Origin of the sequence: Synechococcus sp. A18-25c, from assembly GCF_014280035.1 — a bacterium.
In the GTDB taxonomy this organism is placed as follows: Bacteria; Cyanobacteriota; Cyanobacteriia; order PCC-6307; family Cyanobiaceae; genus Synechococcus_C.
This window is the reverse complement of record NZ_CP047957.1, coordinates 1,729,337-1,752,036: the sequence shown is the minus strand read 5'-3', so window position 1 is coordinate 1,752,036 and position 22,700 is coordinate 1,729,337. Positions and strand designations below refer to the sequence as shown.

General features: G+C 60.2%; 22 protein-coding genes. 10 read left to right on the top strand and 12 right to left on the bottom strand.

Annotated features, from left to right (window positions below; translation table 11 throughout):
* Positions 1-101: 101 nt before the first annotated feature.
* Entirely contained in the window at positions 102-590 is a 489-nt protein-coding gene (gene rimI / locus SynA1825c_RS09705) for a ribosomal protein S18-alanine N-acetyltransferase (RefSeq protein ID WP_186469107.1), read from the bottom strand.
* Positions 591-650: 60 nt separating this feature from the next.
* Here rimI and lysA point away from each other — a divergent pair, with 60 nt between their 5' ends.
* From lysA to SynA1825c_RS09670, 7 genes are read left to right on the top strand one after another with little or no spacing between them, the layout of a single operon-like run.
* A complete protein-coding gene (lysA, locus tag SynA1825c_RS09700; RefSeq protein ID WP_186469106.1) occupies positions 651-2,012 on the top strand; it encodes a diaminopimelate decarboxylase in 1,362 nt (453 codons plus the stop codon).
* 27 nt (positions 2,013-2,039) lie between these two features.
* Complete coding sequence (gene cdaA / locus SynA1825c_RS09695; RefSeq protein ID WP_186469105.1) at positions 2,040-2,873, top strand: diadenylate cyclase CdaA; 834 nt, start codon at positions 2,040-2,042, stop codon at positions 2,871-2,873.
* Positions 2,870-3,667, top strand: coding sequence for an isoprenyl transferase (locus tag SynA1825c_RS09690; RefSeq protein ID WP_186469104.1), 798 nt, complete (start codon positions 2,870-2,872; stop codon positions 3,665-3,667). Before cdaA ends, SynA1825c_RS09690 begins: the two co-directional genes overlap by 4 nt.
* Positions 3,668-3,693: 26 nt before the next feature.
* Positions 3,694-4,671, top strand: coding sequence for a biotin synthase BioB (bioB, locus tag SynA1825c_RS09685; RefSeq protein WP_186469103.1), 978 nt, complete (start codon positions 3,694-3,696; stop codon positions 4,669-4,671).
* Positions 4,668-5,603, top strand: coding sequence for a rhodanese-related sulfurtransferase (locus SynA1825c_RS09680; protein ID WP_186469102.1), 936 nt, complete (start codon positions 4,668-4,670; stop codon positions 5,601-5,603). The genes bioB and SynA1825c_RS09680 overlap by 4 nt, the downstream gene beginning before the upstream one ends.
* Entirely contained in the window at positions 5,600-6,601 is a 1,002-nt protein-coding gene (locus SynA1825c_RS09675; protein ID WP_186469101.1) for a DUF952 domain-containing protein, read from the top strand. The genes SynA1825c_RS09680 and SynA1825c_RS09675 overlap by 4 nt, the downstream gene beginning before the upstream one ends.
* Positions 6,601-7,095: a hypothetical protein gene (locus SynA1825c_RS09670; RefSeq protein WP_186471158.1), complete on the top strand. Its 495-nt coding sequence runs from the start codon at positions 6,601-6,603 to the stop codon at positions 7,093-7,095. Before SynA1825c_RS09675 ends, SynA1825c_RS09670 begins: the two co-directional genes overlap by 1 nt.
* Here the strand turns inward: SynA1825c_RS09670 and lipA are convergent.
* Both lipA and recR read right to left on the bottom strand, forming a co-directional pair.
* Positions 7,080-7,979: a lipoyl synthase gene (lipA, locus tag SynA1825c_RS09665; protein WP_186469100.1), complete on the bottom strand. Its 900-nt coding sequence runs from the start codon at positions 7,977-7,979 to the stop codon at positions 7,080-7,082. The two genes, SynA1825c_RS09670 and lipA, sit on opposite strands and share 16 nt — an antisense overlap.
* Positions 7,976-8,545, bottom strand: a complete 570-nt coding sequence (gene recR, locus SynA1825c_RS09660) for a recombination mediator RecR (protein ID WP_304623068.1) — start codon at positions 8,543-8,545, stop codon at positions 7,976-7,978. The genes lipA and recR overlap by 4 nt, the downstream gene beginning before the upstream one ends.
* Positions 8,546-8,649: 104 nt before the next feature.
* Here recR and psbP point away from each other — a divergent pair, with 104 nt between their 5' ends.
* The 3 genes from psbP to SynA1825c_RS09645 all read left to right on the top strand — a co-directional run bounded on the left by psbP (position 8,650) and on the right by SynA1825c_RS09645 (position 10,786).
* Positions 8,650-9,204 (top strand): photosystem II reaction center PsbP, encoded by a 555-nt coding sequence (psbP, locus tag SynA1825c_RS09655; RefSeq protein WP_186469099.1) that lies wholly within the window; start codon positions 8,650-8,652, stop codon positions 9,202-9,204.
* A 72-nt stretch (positions 9,205-9,276) separates the two neighbouring features.
* Positions 9,277-10,596, top strand: coding sequence for an NHLP bacteriocin system secretion protein (locus SynA1825c_RS09650; protein WP_186469098.1), 1,320 nt, complete (start codon positions 9,277-9,279; stop codon positions 10,594-10,596).
* Between the two features lie 16 nt (positions 10,597-10,612).
* On the top strand, positions 10,613-10,786 hold the full coding sequence (locus SynA1825c_RS09645; protein ID WP_186469097.1) for a hypothetical protein: 174 nt from the start codon (positions 10,613-10,615) through the stop codon (positions 10,784-10,786).
* On the opposite strand, the gene SynA1825c_RS09640 is transcribed toward SynA1825c_RS09645, so the two are convergent.
* From SynA1825c_RS09640 to SynA1825c_RS09600, 9 genes are all read right to left on the bottom strand, one after another.
* On the bottom strand, positions 10,744-12,651 hold the full coding sequence (locus SynA1825c_RS09640) for a TolC family protein (protein WP_255478353.1): 1,908 nt from the start codon (positions 12,649-12,651) through the stop codon (positions 10,744-10,746). The genes SynA1825c_RS09645 and SynA1825c_RS09640 overlap by 43 nt on opposite strands.
* On the bottom strand, positions 12,648-13,772 hold the full coding sequence (locus SynA1825c_RS09635; protein WP_186469096.1) for an FUSC family protein: 1,125 nt from the start codon (positions 13,770-13,772) through the stop codon (positions 12,648-12,650). The genes SynA1825c_RS09640 and SynA1825c_RS09635 overlap by 4 nt, the downstream gene beginning before the upstream one ends.
* Positions 13,769-14,710: an aromatic acid exporter family protein gene (locus tag SynA1825c_RS09630; RefSeq protein WP_186469095.1), complete on the bottom strand. Its 942-nt coding sequence runs from the start codon at positions 14,708-14,710 to the stop codon at positions 13,769-13,771. Before SynA1825c_RS09630 ends, SynA1825c_RS09635 begins: the two co-directional genes overlap by 4 nt.
* A 16-nt stretch (positions 14,711-14,726) precedes the next feature.
* The gene (locus SynA1825c_RS09625; protein ID WP_186469094.1) at positions 14,727-15,629 is read right to left on the bottom strand and encodes an LCP family protein; all 903 of its coding nucleotides are present in this window, start codon (positions 15,627-15,629) and stop codon (positions 14,727-14,729) included.
* 59 nt (positions 15,630-15,688) lie between these two features.
* Positions 15,689-17,815, bottom strand: a complete 2,127-nt coding sequence (locus tag SynA1825c_RS09620) for a cation:proton antiporter (protein WP_186469093.1) — start codon at positions 17,813-17,815, stop codon at positions 15,689-15,691.
* Entirely contained in the window at positions 17,815-19,653 is a 1,839-nt protein-coding gene (locus tag SynA1825c_RS09615; protein WP_186469092.1) for an ABC transporter ATP-binding protein, read from the bottom strand. Before SynA1825c_RS09615 ends, SynA1825c_RS09620 begins: the two co-directional genes overlap by 1 nt.
* A gap of 325 nt (positions 19,654-19,978) precedes the next feature.
* Complete coding sequence (locus SynA1825c_RS09610) at positions 19,979-20,317, bottom strand: RNA-binding protein (protein WP_186469091.1); 339 nt, start codon at positions 20,315-20,317, stop codon at positions 19,979-19,981.
* Positions 20,318-20,555: 238 nt separating this feature from the next.
* Positions 20,556-20,825, bottom strand: coding sequence for a hypothetical protein (locus tag SynA1825c_RS09605; protein ID WP_186469090.1), 270 nt, complete (start codon positions 20,823-20,825; stop codon positions 20,556-20,558).
* A gap of 5 nt (positions 20,826-20,830) precedes the next feature.
* Positions 20,831-22,669: a DEAD/DEAH box helicase gene (locus SynA1825c_RS09600; RefSeq protein WP_186469089.1), complete on the bottom strand. Its 1,839-nt coding sequence runs from the start codon at positions 22,667-22,669 to the stop codon at positions 20,831-20,833.
* Positions 22,670-22,700 lie beyond the last annotated feature (31 nt).

Here is a 22,700-nt window from a genome sequence, read left to right as displayed (position 1 = left end):
GCTGTAGGTCTGTTGTGGTTTCATTGGTCACAACTCACATCCCAGTGCTGCCAGGGGTTGGTTGCTTCAGAAAGTATTAAACAATGCCGAAATGTATCCCTTTATTCAGTTCGATCAGTGCGGGAATCCCTACCGGTGCTGATTGGTCGCCTTTGCAACAGGGCACCGTCCCCATTGCTGTAATAACCCTTCCTCAGGCCGCAGTTCGCGAAGCCACAGCGGTTGTAGAGCTTCTGCGCCGCCAGATTGGTTGAAGCCACCTCCAGGGAAGCTGTCTGCGCTCCCCGGCTCTGTCCGAGACGCAACAGTGCGTTCAGCAGGCGCGAACCAATGCCCTGGCGCTGATGGGCTGGGGTGACCGCAACGACCATGATTTGCAGCTCGTCGAGCACAAGCCAGGCTGAGGCCACGGCCACCAAGGTGTTTTGATCAAGAACGGCCCCCAGCACCAGCCGATCGCGGTCGGCGAGCTCGCGTGACCACTGCTCCTGAGTCCAAAAATCATTCAGTGCCTGCTGGTCGAGGCTCAGACAATCCTCGAGATCGCCGCTGCCGAGTTCGCGGATGTCGATCGCGCGCTCACCTGTCATGCCTGCGCTGCTCAGGGGGATGCCTCTTTACATTGCACTTTCGAGCAAGTTCCAGGATCCATGCCACAGCCTTTTGAATCCGGCTGCGATCAGAACAGTCCGAACCGCAACCTCGCACCGGTCACAGCTGAGCTGGATGATCAGGGCCGTTTGGCAGTGGGTGGTTGCACGCTTAGTGAGCTGGCTGAACGGTACGGAACGCCGCTTTACGTTCTCGATGAATCCAGTATCCGGCAGGCCTGCCAGGCCTATCGCGAGTCACTGAAGCGTCACTACCCAGGGGATTCACTCGCGATCTACGCCTCCAAAGCCAACAGTTCTTTGGCTCTAACGGCTGTTGTGGCGTCAGAGGCGCTTGGTTTGGATGCCGTCTCAGCCGGAGAGCTGATTACAGCGCTGGATGGCGGCATGCCGGCTGATCGGATCGTGTTGCATGGCAACAACAAATCTGTTGAAGAGCTTGCGCTCGCTTACCGCCATGGCGTGATGGTGGTGGCGGACAACCAGCACGATCTGGATCGACTGCAGGAACTTATTCCGGCAGGGGGCGCGCCCGCTCGTTTGATGCTCCGGTTCACCCCGGGGATCGAATGCCACACGCACGAATACATCCGCACTGGACACCTCGATAGCAAATTCGGTTTCGATCCCGATCAACTGGAGCCCGTCCTGCGTCAATTGCAAGGCGCCAGCTGGGCACGGGTGGAGGGCCTGCATGCTCACATCGGATCACAGATTTTCGAGCTCGAGCCCCATCGCGATCTCGCGGCAGTGATGGCCGATGCACTTCGCCTGGCCCGTGATCTGGGCCATCCCGTGCGCGATCTCAACGTTGGTGGAGGCCTTGGCATCCGCTACGTGGCCAGTGATAACCCTCCGTCGATCGATGCTTGGGTCAAGGTGGTAGCGGAAGCTGTTGCCACGGCCTGCCGTGAACGCAACCTCGACCTGCCGCGACTGATGTGCGAGCCAGGACGCTCCCTGGTGGCGCCAGCAGGAGTGACGGTCTACACCGTTGGTTCCCGCAAGGTGGTTCCAGGGGTGCGCACCTATCTCTCCGTCGACGGGGGCATGAGCGACAACCCAAGGCCCATCACCTATCAGTCGCTTTACACCACCTGCCTGGTGGACCGTCCCCTAGCCGCTGCAGAGGAAACCGTGACGCTCGCCGGCAAGCATTGTGAGTCGGGGGACGTGCTGCTTAAGGATCTGGCGTTCCCTGCCTGCAGCAGCGGTGAAGTGTTAGCGGTGTTCGCCACGGGTGCGTACAACGCCTCGATGAGTTCCAACTACAACCGCATCCCCAGACCGGCCGCCGTGCTGGTGCACGATGGTCATGCGGAATTGGTTCAACGCCGCGAGCAGCCGGAGGATTTACTCCGTTACGACCTACTGCCAGAACGTCTCACCTCAGTAGTCTAGGGAGACTTCGGGGTGTGATGGAACGTGTTGGCGTTGTTGCAACTGCGCCTGCTTTTCGACGTTCTCTGCGCCTCGCTTTTCGGATTTTTACTGTTCACGCGTGTCAATGAGCAGCGAACGCTTTGGCTGCTGCGCGGATATTTGTTCCTGGTGGCGTTGGCGTGGTTCGTCAAACGCTTTTTCAATCTTCCGCTCACATCAACACTGATTGATGCGTTGGTGCTCGCTTGCTCCCTTTCCCTGGCCATTTTGTGGCAAGGCGAGCTGCGACGGCTAATGGAGTTGCTCGGCACGGGCCGTCTGGCCGTCTTGCTCGGCAATCCTCAGAGCAAGATGCGCTCGACGGCCAGCACGGTGGCGCAGCTCACCGATGCGGCCGGACGACTGTCCAAAACGCGTCGCGGAGCGCTGATCGTGGTTGATCTCGGCAGCGACCTCAGGCCTGAGGACTTTCTCAATCCCGGCATCACAATCGATGCGCAATTGAGTAGTGAACTACTCCTCAACCTGTTTGCGTCTGACACGCCGCTGCACGATGGAGCGGTGGTGATCAAGGGCAACCGAATCGTCTCGGCGGGGGTGATCCTCCCCCTGTCGCGGCAGGGGATCAGTCGCTATGGCACCCGTCATCTGGCAGCGCTCGGCATCACCGAACGCTTCGACCGCTGCATCTGTGTGGTGATCTCTGAGGAGACCGGAACCCTCTCGTTGGCCAACCAGGGGCGTCTGGAACGACCAATCACCAGCTCACGTTTGCAGGATCTGCTGACGGAACTGATCGCCTCTTCTGTGTCATCGGCGCCGGTGAAATCACCATCTGGTCGTAGCGTGAGCTCTGGCACTCAGGAATCCTTGCCTTGAGCCGTCATCTGGCCGTCAGTACGGAACAACCCACGTCACGGTGCTGTCCGCAAGGACTTGATCCCCTTCGGATTCCAGCCCACGTGGCCGTGATCATGGATGGCAATGGCCGTTGGGCCCAATCCCGAGGTCTTCCGCGCGTGATGGGTCACCGGGCCGGTGTGGAGGCCTTGAAGTCAACGCTCAGGCTCTGCAGCGACTGGGGGGTTGAGGCTCTAACCGCCTATGCCTTCTCCACTGAAAACTGGTCGAGGCCTGGCGATGAGGTGAACTTTCTGATGACGTTGTTCGAAAGCGTGCTGCAGCGTGAGTTGCAGGCTCTGGAACGCGAGCAGGTGCGGATTCGGTTCCTCGGAGACCTCGACGCTCTTCCTGCCAAGCTGCAAGCCCTGATTGCCGATGCCACGGAGCGCACAGCTGGCAACAAGGGAATTCACTTCAACGTTTGCACCAATTACGGCGGCCGTCGTGAGCTGGTGCGTGCCAGTCAGCGACTGGCGGAACGCGTCGCCAACGGTGAGTTGTTGCCGTGTCAAATCGATGAACAGGCCCTGGCGGCTGAGTTGTTCACTGCAGGTGAGCGAGATCCCGATTTGTTGATCCGCACCAGCGGTGAGCGCCGCATCAGTAATTTTCTTCTCTGGCAGCTGGCCTATGCCGAGATTCATGTGACGGACCTGTTCTGGCCTGACTTCGATGCAGAGGCCCTGCGCTCTGCCATTGAGGATTACCAAGGACGTCAGCGTCGATTCGGGGGGGTGCAGGCGGTCGAAACCCACGCTCTGGGATCCTGAAGGCTGCAGCAGCGGTGGCTGGTTCGATGACGGACACGGTGGACCTACGCCATGACTGGAGGCTGGAGGAGATCGAAGCCCTCCTAAAACTCCCCCTGATGGACCTGCTCTGGCGTGCCCAGGGTGTGCATCGCGCTGCCAATCCGGGGTATCGGGTGCAGCTGGCCTCTCTGCTCAGCGTGAAAACCGGTGGCTGCGAGGAGGACTGCGCTTACTGCCCTCAGTCAATGCACCACAGCAGTGATGTGACCGGCCAGCCGGATCTGGAAGTCCAAGCCGTTCTCGATCGCGCACGGGCTGCTGCTGATGCCGGAGCCGATCGGTTCTGCATGGGTTGGGCCTGGCGGGAGATCCGTGAGGGGCCGGCATTTGAGTCGATGTTGAAGATGGTGCGCGGTGTGCGGCAACTGGGCTTGGAAGCCTGTGTCACCGCTGGAATGCTCACCGACGACCAGGCTGAACGCCTAGCTGAAGCTGGTCTGACGGCTTACAACCACAATCTCGACACCAGTCCGGAGCACTACGACCAAATCATCACCACCCGCACCTACCAGGAGCGGCTGGAGACGCTCCAACGGGTGCGTCGTGCCGGGGTGACACTCTGCTGCGGAGGCATCATCGGCATGGGCGAATCGCTCAAGGATCGTGCCTCGATGCTGCAGGTGCTGGCCTGCATCGACCCGCATCCCGAGAGCGTGCCGATCAATGGACTGGTGGCGGTGGAGGGAACCCCGCTGGAATCGCTTCCTTCGGTCGATCCATTGGAGCTGGTTCGAATGGTGGCCGTGACACGCATCCTGATGCCCTTTAGCCGTGTGCGTCTCAGCGCCGGCCGTGAACAGTTGAACCGCGAGGCCCAAATTCTCTGCCTTCAGGCCGGGGCGGATTCCATCTTTTACGGCGACACACTGCTCACAACGGGCAATCCAGCTGTGGAGGCCGATCGTGCTCTGCTGGAGGCGGCCGGTGTTCAGGCGCGCTGGCAGGAGACGGCAGCCGCATGACGGCCTCCCAGGAGGCAGCACCGTTTCTGGTGGCTGCGTTCTACGCCTTCACGCCCCTCGATTCGCAGCGGCTGGAGGCGTTGCTAACGGATCTGCCGCTGATGGCACGCCGCGCTGATGTGGTCGGATCGATTCTGATTGCTCCGGAGGGGGTCAATGGCACCATCAGTGGCCCGGATGTCGGGGTGCAGGTCATGCTGGATCGGTTGTATGCCGATCTCTGCCTGGGAGAGGAGCATTTCGAGCGTCTGCAGGTGAAGCGCAGTCGTAGTCCGAAGCAGGTGTTCCGTCGTTTCAAGGCGCGTCGCAAGCGGGAGATCGTCACTCTTGGCGAACCCTGTGCGGATCCTCGTCAAAGCGTTGGCACCTATGTGGAGCCCAGCGATTGGAATGCCCTGGTCGATGATCCCAAGACCCTCGTGATTGACACTCGCAACCGTTACGAGGTGGCGATTGGCAGCTTCACCGGTTCTCTGGATCCGGGGACTGAGAGTTTCCGCGACTTCCCTGATTGGGTCGAAAGCGACCTGCGTCCGCTGGTGGAGCAGACCTCACCGGCACGCATTGCCATGTTTTGCACCGGTGGCATTCGTTGCGAGAAGGCGAGCAGTTTTTTGCAGCAACGGGGTTTTCCTGAGGTCCATCATCTCAAGGGCGGAATCCTCAATTACCTCGAACAGGTGCCGGAGGACCAGAGCCGCTGGCAGGGTGAATGCTTTGTGTTTGATCAACGTGTTGCGGTCAATCATCAGCTCGCGCCTGGTGAGCATCGGCTGTGTCATGCCTGCGGTCTGCCGTTGACGCCTGCTCAACGGCAACTGGAGAGCTACGTGCGTGGTGTTCAGTGTCTTCACTGCCAGGATCGATTTACGGACGCGGATCGCGCGCGTTTTGCCATGCGTCAGCGGCAGTTGGATGAGGCCCGGGGATGACAGCCGCTCCTGTGCTTTACAGCTTTCGGCGTTGTCCCTATGCCATGCGCGCCCGCTGGTCGCTGCTGCAGGCCGGCATCATTGTGCAATGGCGGGAAGTGGCGCTCAAGGCCAAGCCAGCTCAGATGCTCGCTCTCTCTCCTAAGGGAACCGTTCCGGTGCTGGCGCTCGCCGATGGCACCGTCATCGACGAAAGTCTTGGGGTGATGGAGTGGGCTTTCGCTCAGGCCGATCCATGTGATTGGCGTCGCCGGAACTGCGTCGAGGATCAACGCCAGATCCAGGAGTTGATCGGCTTGAACGATGGCGCGTTTAAGCACCATCTCGATCGTTTTAAATACACCGAACGCTACTCGGGCGAATCCAAGCAGGAGCACTGTCAAGCGGGTCTCGCCATTCTTCGCGGCTGGTCTGATCGGATTCAAGCCCGTGGTGGCTGGTTGCTCGATGCTCGTTGTTCGCTGGCGGATGCGGCGCTTTGGCCCTTTGTGCGTCAATGGCGGATTGCGGATCCTGATGCCTTTGATGGCGATGCGTCGTTGGATCCTTTGCGCCAGTGGTTGGAGCGCATCCTCGCGGATCCGCTTTTTGAGCGTTTGATGCAGCGTGCTGATCCCTGGGATCCGGGAGGCCTTCAGCCGCATTTCCCCGCTGATGCCGTTGCGGTTCCGACCGATCAGCCCTTGTTCCATTTGGCACTCGCCGAGGACTGGCAAGCAGCTCAGCGGTCGGGGGTCTACGCGATCTCAACCCGAGGACTAGCCGTCGACCAAGTGGGATTCATGCATCTCTCCTGGCAGGAGCAGGTGGCGGCCACCTATGAACGGTTTTATGCCGATGCTGGATCGGTGATGCTGCTCACCATTGATCCGAATGCGCTTGCGGCACCTCTGCGCGCTGATGCCATTCCCAGCGGTGAACTGTTTCCCCATCTCTATGGCCCTCTACCGCTGACAGCGGTGACTGCTGCGTGTCCCTACCCCGCCACCGAACGCTGATGTTGGATCAATTGGAGAAGGAAGCGCGTGAGCGCGACCTGCTGCTACGACTCCAAGTCGGACGCCCGCTGGGTCTGTGGAGCCTGCGACTGGTGGTGGCCCGATCACTGCCTCAGAGCTTGCAATTGCTAGGGGAGATGAAGGCCTGGGCTTACAGCGGTGCCAATGGTTTGCAGCTCGACACCATGCGGGTGCTTCCGGGAGCACCTGCGGGTTGTGGTGATCTGATCTGGGCCGCAACGATGGCTTGGGCCTTAGAGGTCACGCCTTGCCGCAGGGCCAGGCTGCTGGCCATACGCGATGACGAGCGCCAGCATCGTCGTCTGGTGCGGTATTTCCAACAACGCGGTTTCGAGCCCGTCCGTGATGTGCAGGCTGCGCTCTGGGATCTGCCCCTGCGCATGGTCTGGGGCGGTGCTGGCGCTCTCATGGTCGGCAGTTGCGAACGGGTGCAGACGCGGGCTCTGGATCGCTGGCGTCAGCTCGCTGCGTGATAGCTGCTGCGCACCAGCGGTCCGCTGCGCACCACCGCAAAGCCCAGCTCCCGGGCGATGGCCCCTAGCTCGTCAAATTCGTCGGGATGCCAGTAACGATCGACGGGCAAATGGGCTAGGGATGGACGCAGGTATTGGCCGAGCGTCACGCGTTGGCAGTCCACGGCCCTGAGATCGCGCATCGTCGCGATCACTTCATCGCGCGTCTCCCCGAGACCCAGCATGAGCCCGCTTTTGGTCGGGATGTGGGGTGCCAAGGCGCGTGACGCTGCCAGCAGAGCGAGCGAGCGCGCGTAGGTGGCCCCGCGGCGCACGATCCCCTGGAGACGCTGCACGGTCTCCAGGTTGTGGTTGAAACACACCGGCTCAGCCTTCAGCACGGTCTCCAAGCGCTGCCGCTGGGCGGAGACGGCTGCCGCATGATCGGCATGTCCCCCCCAGAAATCGGGTGTCAGCACCTCGATGTCGATCAGTGGGTTGCGTTCCCGAATCGCTGCCATGGCGGAGGTGAACAGCGACGCGCCATGGTCGTCAAGATCATCGCGAGCTACGGCGGTGAGCACCACGTAGCGCAGGTTCATGGCGATGACAGCATCAGCGACGCGCTTCGGTTCGTGCGTGTTGATGGGCTCCGGAGCTTGGCCTTTGTCCACCTGGCAGAACGCGCAGCTGCGGGTGCAGATCGCCCCCCCAAGCAAAAACGTGGCTGTGCCTGCTGCGTAGCACTCGCCCCGGTTCGGACAGCGGCCTTCCTCGCAAATGGTGTGCAAGCCATTGCGCTTCACCAGCTGTTGTACCCGTTCCATTGCTGAGGCATCGCCCAGCGGGCGGCGCAGCCATTCCGGCAGGCGTTCCTTGGGTGGGATAGCGGAGTACTGGCTCATTCCACAACCCGTCGTCCTTCCAGGGCCCGGCTGAGGGTGACGTCGTCGGCGTATTCCAGCTCGCTTCCCACCGGTAAGCCGTAAGCGATCCGGCTAACCCGTGTGAAAGGCTTCAGCAGCCGGGCGACATACAGGCTGGTGGTGTCGCCTTCGACGCTGGGGGTCAGGGCCAGAATGACTTCTTCGATGTTGTCGTCGGCAACCCGTTTCACCAGGCTGCTGATCTGGAGAAGATCCGGTCCGATGCCATCCATCGGTGAGATCAGGCCACCCAGTACGTGATAGCGCCCACTGAATTCTCGGGTGCGTTCCAGGGCGAGCAGATCGCGAGAATCGGCCACCACGCAAATCTGACCATTGGAGCGTTCGGGGTTTCGGCAGATCTCGCAGGTGGGGTCGGCGCTGAGATGAAAACAGGTCTGGCATTGGCCCACCTGGGTCCGTGCTGCCAGGAGTGCGTCCGCAAAGCTGCGGATCTGTTCTTCCGGCTGCCGCAGCAGATGCAGGGCCAGTCGTTGGGCGGTGCGGGGACCGATCCCCGGCAATCGCTCGAACTGATCAATCAGCCGAGCCAGGGGTCGGGTGAAGCCGCTCAGAGCTCTTTGGCAGGTGGAGAAAATCTAGGCAGGGGATGGGACGGGCAGAATGCCGGCATCCGGCCCTTCTCTTCATGCGCTCCATGCTGCGACGTCCGCTCCGGTCCCTGCTTGTTCTGCTTTGCGTCATCACGCTCAGTGCCTGTGGTGGTGCCGCTGCCGGTCTGAACTCGTTCAAGAGTCCTGATGGCCGTTATGCCTTCCTGTATCCGACCGGCTGGACGCGGGTGGCGGTCACCGGAGGCCCTGCGGTGGTGTTCCACGATCTGATCAACAGTGATGAAACGGTCAGCCTGGTCGTTTCGGATGTCGATGCCGACGATGACCTGGAGAGTCTCGGGAGTGCCGTGGCGGTCGGTGAGCGGCTTCGGCGTGAGGTGATCGCACCAGATGGCAGCGGGCGCGATGCTGATCTGATCGAGGCCAGTGAGCGGGATTCCGAGGGGCATATCTTCTACGACCTCGAATTTGCCGTTCACCTGCAAGACCGTGATCGCCACGAACTGGCCACGGTGGTGGTGGATCGAGGTCGCCTTTACACGCTGGCGACGAGCACCAATGAAGAGCGCTGGCCCAAGGTGAAGGGTCTGTTCGAATCGGTGATTCATTCGTTCACGCTGCTGATCTAAATCGCGAACCGTTGATCGGAACTGTCCTCCGCTGAACGGCAACGGCTGTCCATCCCCTCCAAGATGGCTGCCATGACCACCTCCTCCCGTGTTGCGCGACTCAAGAGCCGATGGAATGGGCTCTCGGATCACCACCAGGTTGGTGTTGCGTTGGCGGGTGTTGGCGGCCTGTTCGGGTTCTGGCTGCTGTTCTGGCCCGTTCCCACGCAGGTGGAGGGCCGCGGTGTTCTGATCTATCCAGACAATGCCGGGATTCTCAATGCCCGTTCGGGCGGGCAGGTGCAGCGGATCAACACCAAGGTGGGCGATCGCGTCAGCAAGGGGCAGGTGCTGATGACCCTGTATCTCCCTGTTCTGGAACGACAGCTGGATCAACAGAACGGCAACCTGCGTCAGTTGGAGCGCCAGAACGAGGAACTGGATGCGCGCGACGCGCTGCGGATTCGGACAGCCCAGGCGGCTCTTGACACGGCGCTCGCCAAGCTGGATGACGATCAGAAGCGGCTGACCAACCTGCAGTCGATCTACAACACCAAAGTTGAGAACCTCAGCTGGTTGGCCCAACGCGAAGTGGTTGCACCGCTCTCCAGAGCTGTGGTGTCTGCTGAACAGGGGCTGACCACCACCAGCGTTCAGCTGGATGACATCAAAATCCAGCGAAAGGATGAGATCACAGCCTTTCAGCAGATCAAGCTGGAGATTGAGACCGAACGCCTAGATCGACGCTTCCAGATCGATGATCTCAAGCGAGAAATCGCCGTGACTGAGGCCCGCATCGCCTTCGATGGCAACGTCACCGCTGAGCGCAGTGGTGCTGTGCTGGATTTGCAGGTTATCCAGGGCCAAACCGTCAAGACCGGTGACCGCCTCGGCACTATCGGTCGCAGTGCCAGCCCCGATACTGATCAGCGCAAAACCGGTGGTGATCTGATGGCTGTTGCCTACTTCCCACCCGCCGATGCTCGCCGCTTGCCGATCGGGTTGCCTGTGGAGGTGGTGCCGTTGTGGAATCAACGGGGACGGTTTGGTGGGATTGAGGGGACGGTTAGCAGCGTGCTCAGCCTTCCGGCGACCCGGGAGGATATCGCCACCACCGTCGGTAACAGCCAGTTGGCTGAGGCCCTCGTCAAAAACGGTCCGGTGATGCGCGCTGAGATTGAACTGGATCGCGATGCACGCAGCGATGACGGTTACCGCTGGACCCTCTCCAATGGCAGTGGGGTCTTCCCGATCCGGGACGGACTCACCATCGACACCTTCGCCTATGTGGAGTGGCGTTCACCGGTTACTTACATCATTCCCGGTCTGCGCTCGCTCACCGGTGGCTTCCGCACCCTGCGCATCGATCGACTCTGGGATCTGCCGTTCCTACGGCAGCCCGGAACCATTTAGTAATTCTGCGCCTTCAATGACTCTCCGCCCCCTGTTGCGTCAGGAGTTGCCCTGGCTGATTGCAGAAGTGGTTCTCCTCGTGATTCTTCTCAATGCCAATCCACCGGAGGTGTGGTTCTGGCTGGTCGTCTTTCTGGTGATCTTCGGCTACCGCGTCGAACGCTGGTGGGCATCACGCCCCAACTCCTGAGGAGAGAACCCTTCAAGAGTGATTGTCGTTGGCACGGCAAGCTCAGGATCCCGCGGCATCGGCAGCAATTCACGTAGCAGCCTGGCGTAGGTCACATTCACGTCCACGGTGGCTGTTAAGCGGTTCACCAACGCTTCCACCAGTTGGGTCTGCGTGACCGAAAGATCCACTTCATTGCTCAGGCCCGTTTTGTAGCGCAATGAGCTGTCGCGAAACGCTTCCTTGCCAGCTCCCACTGCTCGCCGAGACGAAAGGAGCTTGGCGAGGCTTGCTTCGTGGTTGAGAAAGGCGCGCTCCAGGCGAAGACGAATCTGATTGCGCGTCGCTGCATAGGCCTGGCTTGCGGCTTCCTCCTGAAGGGCTAACGCCTTGATGGCGTTAGACGTCGCACCGGCATTAAAAATCATCCAGTTGAACGCGAGTCCGACGGACCAGTCGTAACCGGCCACTTGTTCCAAGGGTAGGAAGGTGGAGCCGCAACATCCGCCTCCACTGATGGAGAGGTCGAAGAGTCGTTCCACCGATGCCAGACCACCTACGGAGGCAAACAGACTGAGCTGAGGAAGGAGCTGTGCTGCCGTTTCATCCTGTTGCAGGGCTAGAGCCCGCCGTGTGGCCAGGATTGCAGCCAGCTCTGGATTGCTGTCATAGGCCGCGAGCAGTGATTGCTCAAGGTTTAAGGGCCAGGCTGGCGCCAGGGTGATCGCATCCGCTGCGCTTGGCGTGACATCGGATGGAAGATTCATCACCGTCCAGAGCGCGCGTCGGGCGATGGCACGGTCTGCCAGCGCCTGAATCAAGGCTTCTTCGTCGATTGACAGGGTGGCGCTGCGGCGCAGCAGATCCACCCTTGGCACGAGACCGGCCTGCTTGAGGTTGAGGGTGTCTTCCAGCACGATGAGGTCGGTGCGCACCACGGCATCGCGGATGCGTACCAACTGCTCATCACGCTGCAGCTGGTAATACGCCTCACTCACCTCCAGCTGAAGGGCCCGGAGCTGGTTGGCGTATTGCTGTTCGAATTGCTCCAGCCTCGCTTCGGCTGCTCGGACCCTTGGGGTGCGGGCAAAGTCGACCACGGCATAGTTGAGCTGAAGTCCTGCTTCGGAATCCACTCCATTGGCAACGGCATAGAGGCCCCCGCCAGCGGGCACATAGAAGGGACCGGCGGATGGATTACTGACACTGTTGCCGTTCTTGGTAAGCGCGACGTTCTCTCCCTGCCCTTGGGCCACAAACATGGGCCCGAAGCCGTAGTTGTTGTTGCCGTAGGGCGAATAGGTGCTGCTGCCGCTCTGGAATCCTTCGACATCGGCAAATACACTGATGGTTGGCCAGTAAGCCCCCGACAGCGAAGCCACCGTGGCCGCTTGCGCTGCAATCTGATTGCGTTGGATCTCTAGGTTTGGGTTGTTGCGGAAGGCGATGGCGATCGCCTGCTCCAAGCTGACGGCTCGAATGCGTCCGGCGATTGCTTCTTGCGCATTCGGCAATTGCAGAGGTGCATCTGGGAGGCTTTGGTCGTCGCTTAGCGATCCACTGGCCGGTTCATTGGCGCGAAGCAAACGGCGAGGTAGCTCTGGACTGCGCAGATCATCGGAGGCTTCCAGCGCGGGAGCGGGGCCCAGCAGGGTGTCCAGACTGTTCAACTGCTGGTTCAACTGATCCCAACTGCGCTCCAACTGGCGCACGCTGCCGCCTTCGTTCAGGCGTGGTGCCGCATCGATCGGAGTTTGTGCCTTGGCCACGACTTGGCACAGCATGCCCATCACAGGAATCACGAAGGAACCCTTGATGAGCAAGCGGATCAAGACGTAATGGTGCATTCGAATTTCGCTGATCTTGCCGCCACAGGCGGGCTTCAACGATTGGCAGTGACAGGCTGCGATCCGGCCATGCCGGGAAGGCAGTCATGCAACACGGAGGCTCCATGGCGGATCAGTGAGCTGCGTTGAACGATCTGCCGCATGCGTGCCGTCGGCACGCTGCTGAGGGCTTCGCTGCCGACGCGATTCTCCAGGTTGGTGGTCATCTGTTTGGCCGCGGCTGTCAGGGTGAGATCCAGCGGCTTCAAGCACTCCAAATCCAGCGATTGGCGTGCGCCTGGATCGAGCTGTCGCAGCATTTTGGCCAAGCGCGACAGCAGCTGGATCTGGTGCCTGATCACTCGTGCTTCTTCTTGGTGAAGCGTCTTGATGGCCGACGGTGCTTGGATTGGAGCCGGCAGGCCGCGCAGGCCGTCCAGCACCGACATCAGCTGGGAGATCAGCAAGTCCAGTTCAGTCCAGAGCCGATGCAATGGATGCGTCTCGGGGTTCACGCCAAGCTCCATTTGTGCTGTGGTCTGAAGCACTCTCATGGCACTGATTTTTGCCAGTAGCTGAGATCGCCGCTCTCGGCGCTGCCGCATGGACAGTCGTGTGGGCACATCTGCTTCCAGGCGATCAACCTCCAAGCTGAATTCCTGAATGATCTCGTCGATGAACGCAGCGAACTGGCGGTGCAGGGAAGGGATCGCTGCACTGGGCCACACATAGCGGGTTGCCCAGAGCGAAATCAGGATGCCGATCGCGGTCCAAAACAGTCGGGTGAAACCCCAGGTGGTTTCTTCGGCGCTGTGGACCAGCCAGCCCATGATCACGATGTTGCCCGCGACTTTGTAACCCACCTGCAGACCCAGGGCTCCACCGAGCAGGCGCACGCTGGCCATGGCCAGGCCGATACCTAGGGGGAGTGGCAATTCCAGGCCTCGGGAAAAGATGACCACGATGACCACTCCCATCAGCGATCCCAGCAAGCGCTGGATGCTCAGTCGTAGAGAGTTCCCATAGCTGCCGGAGAGCACTGCGCCGGTGGTGAGAGCGATGTAATAACCGAAGGGAATGCTGCTGAGCAAGCCAAAGGCCGCTCCGAGGCCCGTCACCAATGCAAGACGTAGGTCGGAGCGGACAAACCAGGGTCGGGTGGTCGCAGAGGAGGATTTCATGACCGTCCCCGAGCTCGATCCAGCCGTTGCTGGCTGTTCAGCAGCCTGCCGAATCGCGTCACCTGTTCCTCGAGGGCGATGCGTTGGGCCAGGGACAGTCCAGCGTCATCCGACTCCAGGCTCAGGCGCTCTTGGCTTCGAGGCTCGGCTCCGAGGTAGCGACCCAGCACCGGGAGTTCGTTGGCGCCATTGTCCTTGTGCAGTCGTTCGATCAGCCGCTCCACCAGCATCCAGCGCACCTGTTGACAGCGCCACAGGCTCAGGCATTGGAGCCAGCGACGTCGATTGAGCCGACTGACGTGGCGTGGCCCCAAACTTTGTTCCACCGCGATGATGCTTTGCATTTCGAGCACCAGCCGGGTGATCAAGGCTGGTGCGATGGGTGTTGGCGCTGCTGCTTGTCCCTGCAAAGCCAGACTGTGGGCCTTCACGCGAGCGTGCAGCAGGGCATGGAGTTGCTCATGCACAGCTTGCAAGCGCGTCATCCTGTTTTTGGGCCAGAGCAGACGGCCGACGAGCAGCGCCACGAGAATGCCCACCAGGGTGTCGAGGCTGCGATTGAACACGTAGGCCCAATCGAGCTTGGTGTACGCATCGATGCTCAGGAACATCACCGTGACCACCACTGCGGTGGACAGTCCGTTGCTCCAGCCCAGACGTCGCAGCAGGGGGATGGTGATCAGCAGGCTCACGAGAATGCCGATCCAACCGGACATGATCGTGTGCACCAGAAAGGTGACCAAGCCGCCGGTGATCGTCCCCAGAATTCGTCCACGCGCTGCCCGCAAACTGTTCTCGTCCTGGTCATCGATGACGAAGGTGACCGCTAGCAGCGGATACCAGGCAAAGGTGATGCGGTCAAAGTGCTGTGCGATCGCACAGGTGATCAGGATGCTCAACCCAAGCCTGAGGCTCTGTCTCAGCAGATTCCCGTTCACGGATCGAGGCGGTGGATCAATACAGGAACGGGTAACGCTGACCGCTCGAATCGCTGGCGTTGCGACCGTTTTGGTACACCGGCCATTCCGTATCGAGATAGCTGATGCCGTCTTTGTAGAAGGGGCGTGCCGGAAGGCGCTCAGTTTCCAGTTCTGTGATGCCCATGGCGGTGATCAGGCCACCCAGTTCCATCGCGCCCAGATCAGTGTCGAGGTTCTGACCTGCGGCTTGGATCAGTGCAGGCAAGCGCACCAGGTTTTCCGGTCGGGTCATGGAGCCAAACAGGCTTCTCAGCACGAGTTGCTGGCGTGCCAAGCGCCCTAGGTCACCTTCACCGTCGTGGCGCCAGCGCAGAAATCCTTCCAGGTCTTCACCTTGAAGCACCTGCGGCCCTGGCTGCAGATCAATCAGCAGCCCCTGGCTGCTATCGCGGTAATACAACCGTTTGGGCACGTCGACTTCGACACCTCCGACAAGATCGCTGAGGGTTCGGATGCCATTGAGATTGACCAAAATATGATGATTGATTGGACGGTCCATCAATCGAGACAGCTCGGATTTGACCGCGTCCAAGCCGCCGTAGGCATAGAGAGCATTGGCCTTGACTGGACCAAAGCTTTGGGAGTTGATGTAACTATCCCTGGGGATCTGCGTGATGGAGGTACGCCCCCCTTCCACACGCAAGGTGAAAATTGCGTCGGTATTGCCACCTCCCTCGTCGACACCGAGCACGAGAATTTCGCGGCTATCAAATACAGACCAGGAGGAAAAAGGATTGCTCACCGGCAGCAGCGGCGGTGCACCAGCGTCTGTCGTCAAGGACCGGCTCAGCGGAATGGCCAGCAGAAACCCCCCAGTCAGCCCAATGGCAGCTGAGAGAAGAAGGGTTCCTGGGCGAACTTTTTTCGCTTGGTCCATCTAATCAGGTTAGCCCAGTATTTGCGTTTTCTTAAGCATTGGATTACGCCGCTTTGCGGTCATGTCAACGGTTCGCTGATCACCATCGAAGCGCAATCCAGCAGTGAAACCAGGTTGCTAGTTCGATCACTGGCCGGGATTGGCAGTCCAGCCACCTGACGCCTCTGCGATCGCAGAATCACCAGATCGTGATCACGGCTGCGGCGTTCGATCTTCGTTTCCACACCCGGTCCTCGCTCTAGTTGGACCACGGTGCTGGTTGTCTGGCCTTGGGTCGGTAGCCAGCGCCTCAGTTCCCACTCGATCCGTGCCCGATCCGTGCGGTTGAACCGGGGGTCAACAATGTGCAGCAAGGTGATCAGGCCGGCATCAGGGGAGGTGCTGGCCAGCACACGCTGTGCCAGTTCAAACTGCTCTCGGGCACTAGCGGAAAGGTCTTTGATGGGAACCAGGATCCTTTGAAGATCCTCAACCTCGCGGTTGGCGAGATTGACCACGACGACAGGACAGTGCGCTGTTCGACAGACACCATCCACGAGGTCGCCGAAGAACCAGCGCCTGAATTTGTCTGGACGCCCTGCACCGATCACGAGCAGGTCAGCGCTCTGTTCGCGCGCACTCCGGCTCATGCCTCCGGCAATGTCTTCATCCAGGCGCAACAAACAGCGAGTCTTGACGTTGAGCTGGTCACCGATCACTGCCGCCTGCGCGAGGCGCTCCCGTGCGGATGACACGGCGTGGTTCACACCTCCTCGAGCTTCCTCGAGGCTCGGACAAACCAGTGCCAAGGGCAGCAGGCGTCCCTGCGACTGGGCCCCGCCACTGAGCAGTCGCGAGGCGATATCCAGTAGTCCTCGCTCTGTGGTGGGATTGGCAATCGGCACCACGATATTCAGCGGTCGCTGGACAACAGCGAGTGAGCTGTCATCGCCAATCGCGAATGATTCGTCGCTCGGGGGCGTTGCTTTCAGCTGACGGTTGGGTTCCACAAGCTGTCGCACGGAGCGTGCGGTCAGCAGAGGGCCGAGGGTTGCCGTTACCACCATCATCGCGAGCACGGCATTTAGCACCGTGCGATCGAGGAATCCCGCTTCGTATCCGATGAAGGCTGTGGCCAGAGTTGCTGCAACTTGTGGCATGGCCAGGGACCACATCATCACGGTCTGGCTGCCGTTGTAATCAAAGGCACGACCTGCAATCAGGCTGACCAAACCCTTGCAGGCGATCACGCCAAGCACCATCAACAGCGGCATCTGGAAGTGAGTGATCGAGCTGCTCAGGCTGCCCAGATCGAGCAGCAGCCCCAGGTGAATGAAAAAGATGGGGATGAACAATGACGCGCCAACCAGGATTACCTGCTGCTTCGACTTGCCCTCCGGTAAGACCGAATTCACGGCAAGTCCAGCCAGAAATGCACCCACGACCTTTTCAACGCCAGCCACTTCCGCACCCAATGAGGCAATGAAAAGAATCAGCAGGATCGTCAAAAAAATGCGACTTTCGTCATTGATGCTTCGCCTGAAAATGTGTCGTCCGACGATGCGGATCACGGTGACAATGGTGAGCGCGAAGATCCCTACGCTGGCGATTAAGCCGATCAGATTCCCCCAGGAAAATGTCTGCTTGCCAAGGCCGATAGCAATGGCCAGCACCACCAGTGAAGCAATGTCCGTAAGGATGGTGCTCCCCACGCTGACCACCACGGCTTCATCCCGCTGGGCTCCATAACTGCGAACGATGGGGTAGCCCAACGGTGTGTGGGAGGCGATCAAGGTGCCGATCAGCAGGCAAGGAACCAGTGGGAAGCCAAAGACAAAACCGATGAGGCCGCCTGTTGTCATGCCGAACAGGAAGTGGAGGATGCCGATGGTCAGCGATCGGCTGCGCACGCGATTGAATTCCTCAAGGTCGATCTCCAGTCCGACGATGAACAGCAGATAAATGGCTCCGATGTCGGACACCAGCTGCAACGTTTCACCATCAGGCTGCAGCAGGTTCAGCACATCCGGTCCCATCAGGATCCCGGCCAAGAGCAGGCCAATCAGGTCTGGCAGTCCTGTGCGCCGGACGAGAGGGGGCACCAGCATGGCGAGCGCCACGAGCAGGGCAAACGTTCCCAGGGGTTGATGGATCAGCTGCGCCAGCGACGCCTGCCCTGGTGCTGCCACTGCCAACGGTTGGATCATCAAAGGGTGAGTGCTTCATCTCGGCGCAGCCCTGCCTGCACGCGCCAGAGATCGGCATAGGCGCCGCCCTGATGCAGCAGTTGGTCATGGGTGCCGTCTTCGACGATCCTTCCGTGATCCATCACGACGATCCGATCAGCGTGGCGAACCGTGCTGAGGCGATGGGCAATGACCACTGTGGTGCGGTTCTCCGTGATGTGCATCAAGGAGCGCTGGATGGCCGCCTCGGTGTCGTTGTCAACGGCAGCAGTGGCTTCGTCGAGCACCAGCACTGGCGCATCCTTCAAGATCGCTCTGGCCAAAGCGATGCGCTGACGTTGGCCTCCAGAGAGGCGCTGTCCGCGTTCTCCCACCACCGTGTCGAATCCTTGTGGCAAGGCCTCGATGAACCCCAGCGCTTCGGCTTGGCGTGCCGCTTCGCGTACCGCTGATGCTGATGCATCCGGCGCGCCATAGGCGATGTTGTCTCCCACGCTGCCGTGGAAGAGGTAGATGTCTTGGCTCACCAGTGCAATGGCGCGACGCAGATCGCCAAGCTGCAATTGGTCGATGGCGATGCCATCCAACAGAATTCTGCCTTGGTTGAGGGGATAGAGCCTCAGCAGCAACTTCACCAAAGAGCTCTTACCGGAGCCTGTGGCGCCCACGATGCCAATGGTGTGACCGGCAGCGATGCTGAGATTGAAGTTCTGCAGGAGTTCTGGACGGTCTCGATAGGCGAAGCAGACGGCCTCGTAGCGGATCTCTCCCTGAATGTCTCGAGGATTGAGGCGCCGATCTCCACCGGCAATCTGCACCGGGGTGTCAATCAGATCGAGCACCCGATTGGTGGAGGCCATGGAGCGCTGGTATTCGTTCAGGGTGCGGCCAAGAGTGGTTAGCGGCCAGAGCAGACGCTGGGTGATGAAGACCAAAAAGCTGTAGGTGCCAACAGCAATCACACCGTTGAAGGCTTGCAATCCTCCGATCAGCAGAATCGCCAGGAAGGCAAACAGAATTGCGAAACGGATCAGTGGAATGAAAGCAGCTGACACGCGAATCGCCTGACGGTTGGATTGCCTGTAGGCCTCGCTTTCACGCCTGAGCTGTTCAAGCTCCCAGGATTCTCGAGCGAAGCTCTTGATCGTGAGCATGCCTCCCAGATTGTTGGTGAGTCGGCTGGCCATGTCTCCGGCCCGTTGCCGTACATCGCGGTATCGCGGTGCGAGCTGACGTTGAAAGCGAAGCGACCCCCAGAGAATCACCGGAATCGGCAGGAAGGCAAAAACGGCCACCTGCGGAGCCAGCACGGTCATAGCGCCGCCCACCAGCAGCACGGTGGTGATCAGATGCAGCAGCTCGTTGGCTCCATGATCGAGGAACCGCTCCAGCTGGTTGATGTCATCGTTCAACACCGTGAGCAGTCGACCGCTGCTGTCCCGTTCAAAAAAATCCATCTCCAGCTTCTGGAGATGGTCATAGGCCTCCAGCCGCAGGCTGTGTTGCGTGCTCTGGGCCAGATTGCGCCAGAGAATCCCATAGAGGTATTCGAACAGCGATTCCGCTGTCCATACCAGAAAAGACAGAACCGCCAGTGTGATCAGCTGGCTGGTCACCGTGGTGGCGCCCAGTCTCGAGAGCCAGGAGGTGTCCTGTTCCACCACCACGTCGACAGCCAGTCCAATCAGCACCGGTGGGGCTAAATCAAACACCTTGTTGATCACGGAACAGGATGCTGCTAGCCACACCCGCCGTCGGTAAGGCCGCAGGTGCTGTATCAGGCGGTTCAGCGGTGAGGCTGTGACGCCCGCGGCATGAACGTTGGTTGGAGGCTTGGCTTGACCGTTGGCTGGGGGCATCCGCGCTGATTGTCCAGGCCTTTATTCAAGCGTTGTGTTGCCCATGCCCTGTTTGGTTCCGTCACAGGCGGTCAGCCGGGATCAGGAGCTGAGGAGGTTGGTTGGCCCGATCACACGCAATGCATCGCTTGCAGCATGATCTGACTTGAGGCCATCGCCGCGCTTGGTGTCGCACTTTTCTCACGCAACATCCCGAACGGGTCGAGTCCAAACCTCTGGACGGGAGTGAGTGATTGATTCAACGTGCCCTCTGCCGTGATGAACAATCGGACACGATGTTGAATGAGGAGCCAGCTCTTTGAACTGACTCCCCCTGGTGATCAGATCACCAGCGGTTTCCACCACCGCCGCCGTAGCCGCCATCGCCACCGCGACCGCCGCCACCGCCATAGCCACCGCGGCCGCCACCGCCACCGGTGCGCTCACGGGGGGTGGCTTTGTTCACGCGGATCATGCGGCCCATCCACTCCACGTTTTGGAGGTCGTCGATGGCCTTTTGCTCATCGTCGTCGCTGTTCATTTCGACGAAGCCGAAACCACGCTTGCGACCGGTTTCGCGGTCGAGGGGGAGGCTGGCACTCTTCACTTCGCCGTACTGGCTGAACAGGTCAAGCAGGTCTTCCTGCTCAGCCTGAAAGGAGAGGTTGCCGATGTAGATGGTCATTTCCTATTGGGACCGAGGGGGGTGTGATCAGTGAAGCCGTGGTCCGAAAAGGAAAGTCCTTGATGCTGAAGCCAAAAAGCTGAAGCCTGGGGGAGCGAGCCGATCAGAGCCGAACGTTGAAGCTGAACCGATCCAAGCTACAGCCCTGTCGGAGCCCGATAGGGGGGTGGTGGGGGCGATCTGACGAGTGACTGTTGGCGCGGAGACCTTTCGCACAGAGATCTTGCCCTCGGGAGGATCAGATCTTGAATTGCTGAGCTGCTTTCTGTTTGCAGGTCTCCTGCGCCGTTTGGATCGAACGACCCTCATTCACTTGTGTGAGAAAGCAATCACAGGTGAAATCACCCATGCCGTCCGGCGGTGTCTTGCCAGCCTGGGCCATGGCGGCATTGAAGCCAGCCAGACACAAGCGGGTGATGGCATTTTCTCCTTCCGTGGCCCTGGCAGGAAAAGACGGTGTGATCAGCAGGCCAAGGGCCACGCTGATCGACGCAAGGCGGCCGACCATGGGGTTCAGGAGGCTTGGGTGATTTGGAGCTCCCGGTTCATGACCTTTAGTCGCCGGAGAGAGTTATAGACATCCTCGGGCATTCCCTTGGGCAGGTCTACAAGGCTGTGATTGTCGAAAATCTGGATGCGCCCGATCATCCGGCCCTGAAGCCCTGATTCGTTGGCTATGGCACCCACGAGGTTGCCGGGCTTGACCCGGTCGCGATGACCGACTTCAACGCGATAGCGGGTCATGTTCTCTTCCGGAGGACGGGACTCACGATCCATGCGGCGACGATCACGGCCACGATCTCCACGACGGTCGTCGCGTCGATCGCCTCGAATCGGCATCTTCAGCCAGCTTTCATCTCCCTGCACCAGCAGGGGCTGATCGCCCAAAGCCATCTTGAGCGCGGCGACGGCTAGCTGTTCCATGCCCAGCTCATGTTCGAGACCCACGCGCTGGACCAATTCCCTGAGCAGCTCCATTTCTTCATTGCCTTCTGCTGTGGCCTGCTCACTGAGGCGACCGCGCAGACGGTCCAGACGGCTCTGGTTGATTTCGGCGTTGTTGGGGATGTCCATCGGTTCGATGGCCTGCCCCACAGCCCGTTCGAGGTTGCCGACGAAGCGACGTTCACGCGGCGTGATGAACAGGATGGCTTCGCCGGTGCGTCCGGCACGCCCCGTTCGTCCGATGCGATGCACATAGGCCTCGCTGTCGAAGGGCATGTCGTAGTTGATCACTAACCCGATGCGATCAACGTCGAGTCCACGGGCTGCCACGTCGGTGGCCACCAGGATGTTGACCGTTCCCTTGCGCAAGCGTTCCACGGTCCGTTCGCGTTGGTTCTGAGGCACATCGCCGTTCAAAACCGCGACGTCGTGGCCAGCGGCCTCTAAGGATTCCGCCACGGTGAGTGTGATCGCCTTGGTGCGGGCAAAAATGATCACGCCTTCACCGGTGACGGCTTCGAGCACGCGGTTGAGTGCCTCCAGCTTGTGGGCGTTCTGCAACGTGATCGAGCGTTGCCGAATCCGCCTGGCTTCACGATCTTTGGTTTTGATGGTGATCTCAGCTGGTTCACTGAGGTAGCGCTTAGAGAGCCGACGGATTTCGTTCGGCATGGTGGCCGAGAACAGCACCACCTGACGCTCTTCGGGCAACTGATCGAGGATCCACTCCACATCGTCGATGAAGCCCATGCGCAGCATTTCATCGGCTTCATCCAGCACCAGGCTGCGCAGTCCCGAGGTGTTGAGGGTTCCCTGGCGCATGTGGTCCATCACCCGACCTGGGGTGCCGACCACCACGTCGACGCCCCGTTTGAGGGCGTGAATTTGGGAACGGAAATCCGAGCCTCCGTAGATCGCCAGCACATTCAGATGAGGATGTCCTGCGGCATAGGCCTTGAAGGAATCAGCCACCTGCATGGCCAGCTCACGGGTCGGGGCTAGCACCAGCACCCGTGGGTCATGGCTGCGGCCTTCCAGCCGTTCCAGCAGCGGCAGTGCGAATGCGGCGGTCTTGCCGGTGCCGGTCTGGGCCTGTCCCACCAGATCGCGGCCCAACATCAACTCGGGGAAGGCTGCCTTTTGAATCGGTGAGGGTTCCTTGTATCCCTTGGCGTCGAGTGTTTTCAGCAGAGCTTCGCTGAAGCCAAAGCCGGCAAAGCCGGATCCTTCAGCAGCGTCTTGCTTGGCGTCAGAACTGCTCGATTCGACGCTCTTGGTGTCAACCGTGGGTTCAATCACGGTGGTGAACAGGTCCGACTCGCTTTCGGCCTGGGGAGACTCGGGGAGCTCAGAAACAGTGAGATCCACGGCGCAGGGCTCAGTGGCCTGCGATTGCATCTGGGTCATGACGTAAAGGCTTGCCGCCTGATTGATCCTT

Bases quoted from the DNA above. Each gene is read 5' to 3' on its own strand.
- rimI (WP_186469107.1), bottom strand. From the start codon at position 590: ATGACAGGTGAGCGCGCGATCGACATCCGCGAACTCGGCAGCGGCGAT.
- lysA (WP_186469106.1), top strand. From the start codon at position 651: ATGCCACAGCCTTTTGAATCCGGCTGCGATCAGAACAGTCCGAACCGC.
- bioB (WP_186469103.1), top strand. From the start codon at position 3,694: ATGACGGACACGGTGGACCTACGCCATGACTGGAGGCTGGAGGAGATC.
- SynA1825c_RS09680 (WP_186469102.1), top strand. From the start codon at position 4,668: ATGACGGCCTCCCAGGAGGCAGCACCGTTTCTGGTGGCTGCGTTCTAC.
- SynA1825c_RS09675 (WP_186469101.1), top strand. From the start codon at position 5,600: ATGACAGCCGCTCCTGTGCTTTACAGCTTTCGGCGTTGTCCCTATGCC.
- SynA1825c_RS09670 (WP_186471158.1), top strand. From the start codon at position 6,601: ATGTTGGATCAATTGGAGAAGGAAGCGCGTGAGCGCGACCTGCTGCTA.
- lipA (WP_186469100.1), bottom strand. From the start codon at position 7,979: ATGAGCCAGTACTCCGCTATCCCACCCAAGGAACGCCTGCCGGAATGG.
- psbP (WP_186469099.1), top strand. From the start codon at position 8,650: ATGCGCTCCATGCTGCGACGTCCGCTCCGGTCCCTGCTTGTTCTGCTT.
- SynA1825c_RS09650 (WP_186469098.1), top strand. From the start codon at position 9,277: ATGACCACCTCCTCCCGTGTTGCGCGACTCAAGAGCCGATGGAATGGG.
- SynA1825c_RS09645 (WP_186469097.1), top strand. From the start codon at position 10,613: ATGACTCTCCGCCCCCTGTTGCGTCAGGAGTTGCCCTGGCTGATTGCA.
- SynA1825c_RS09635 (WP_186469096.1), bottom strand. From the start codon at position 13,772: ATGAAATCCTCCTCTGCGACCACCCGACCCTGGTTTGTCCGCTCCGAC.
- SynA1825c_RS09625 (WP_186469094.1), bottom strand. From the start codon at position 15,629: ATGGACCAAGCGAAAAAAGTTCGCCCAGGAACCCTTCTTCTCTCAGCT.
- SynA1825c_RS09620 (WP_186469093.1), bottom strand. From the start codon at position 17,815: ATGATCCAACCGTTGGCAGTGGCAGCACCAGGGCAGGCGTCGCTGGCG.
- SynA1825c_RS09615 (WP_186469092.1), bottom strand. From the start codon at position 19,653: ATGCCCCCAGCCAACGGTCAAGCCAAGCCTCCAACCAACGTTCATGCC.
- SynA1825c_RS09610 (WP_186469091.1), bottom strand. From the start codon at position 20,317: ATGACCATCTACATCGGCAACCTCTCCTTTCAGGCTGAGCAGGAAGAC.
- SynA1825c_RS09605 (WP_186469090.1), bottom strand. From the start codon at position 20,825: ATGGTCGGCCGCCTTGCGTCGATCAGCGTGGCCCTTGGCCTGCTGATC.
- SynA1825c_RS09600 (WP_186469089.1), bottom strand. From the start codon at position 22,669: ATGACCCAGATGCAATCGCAGGCCACTGAGCCCTGCGCCGTGGATCTC.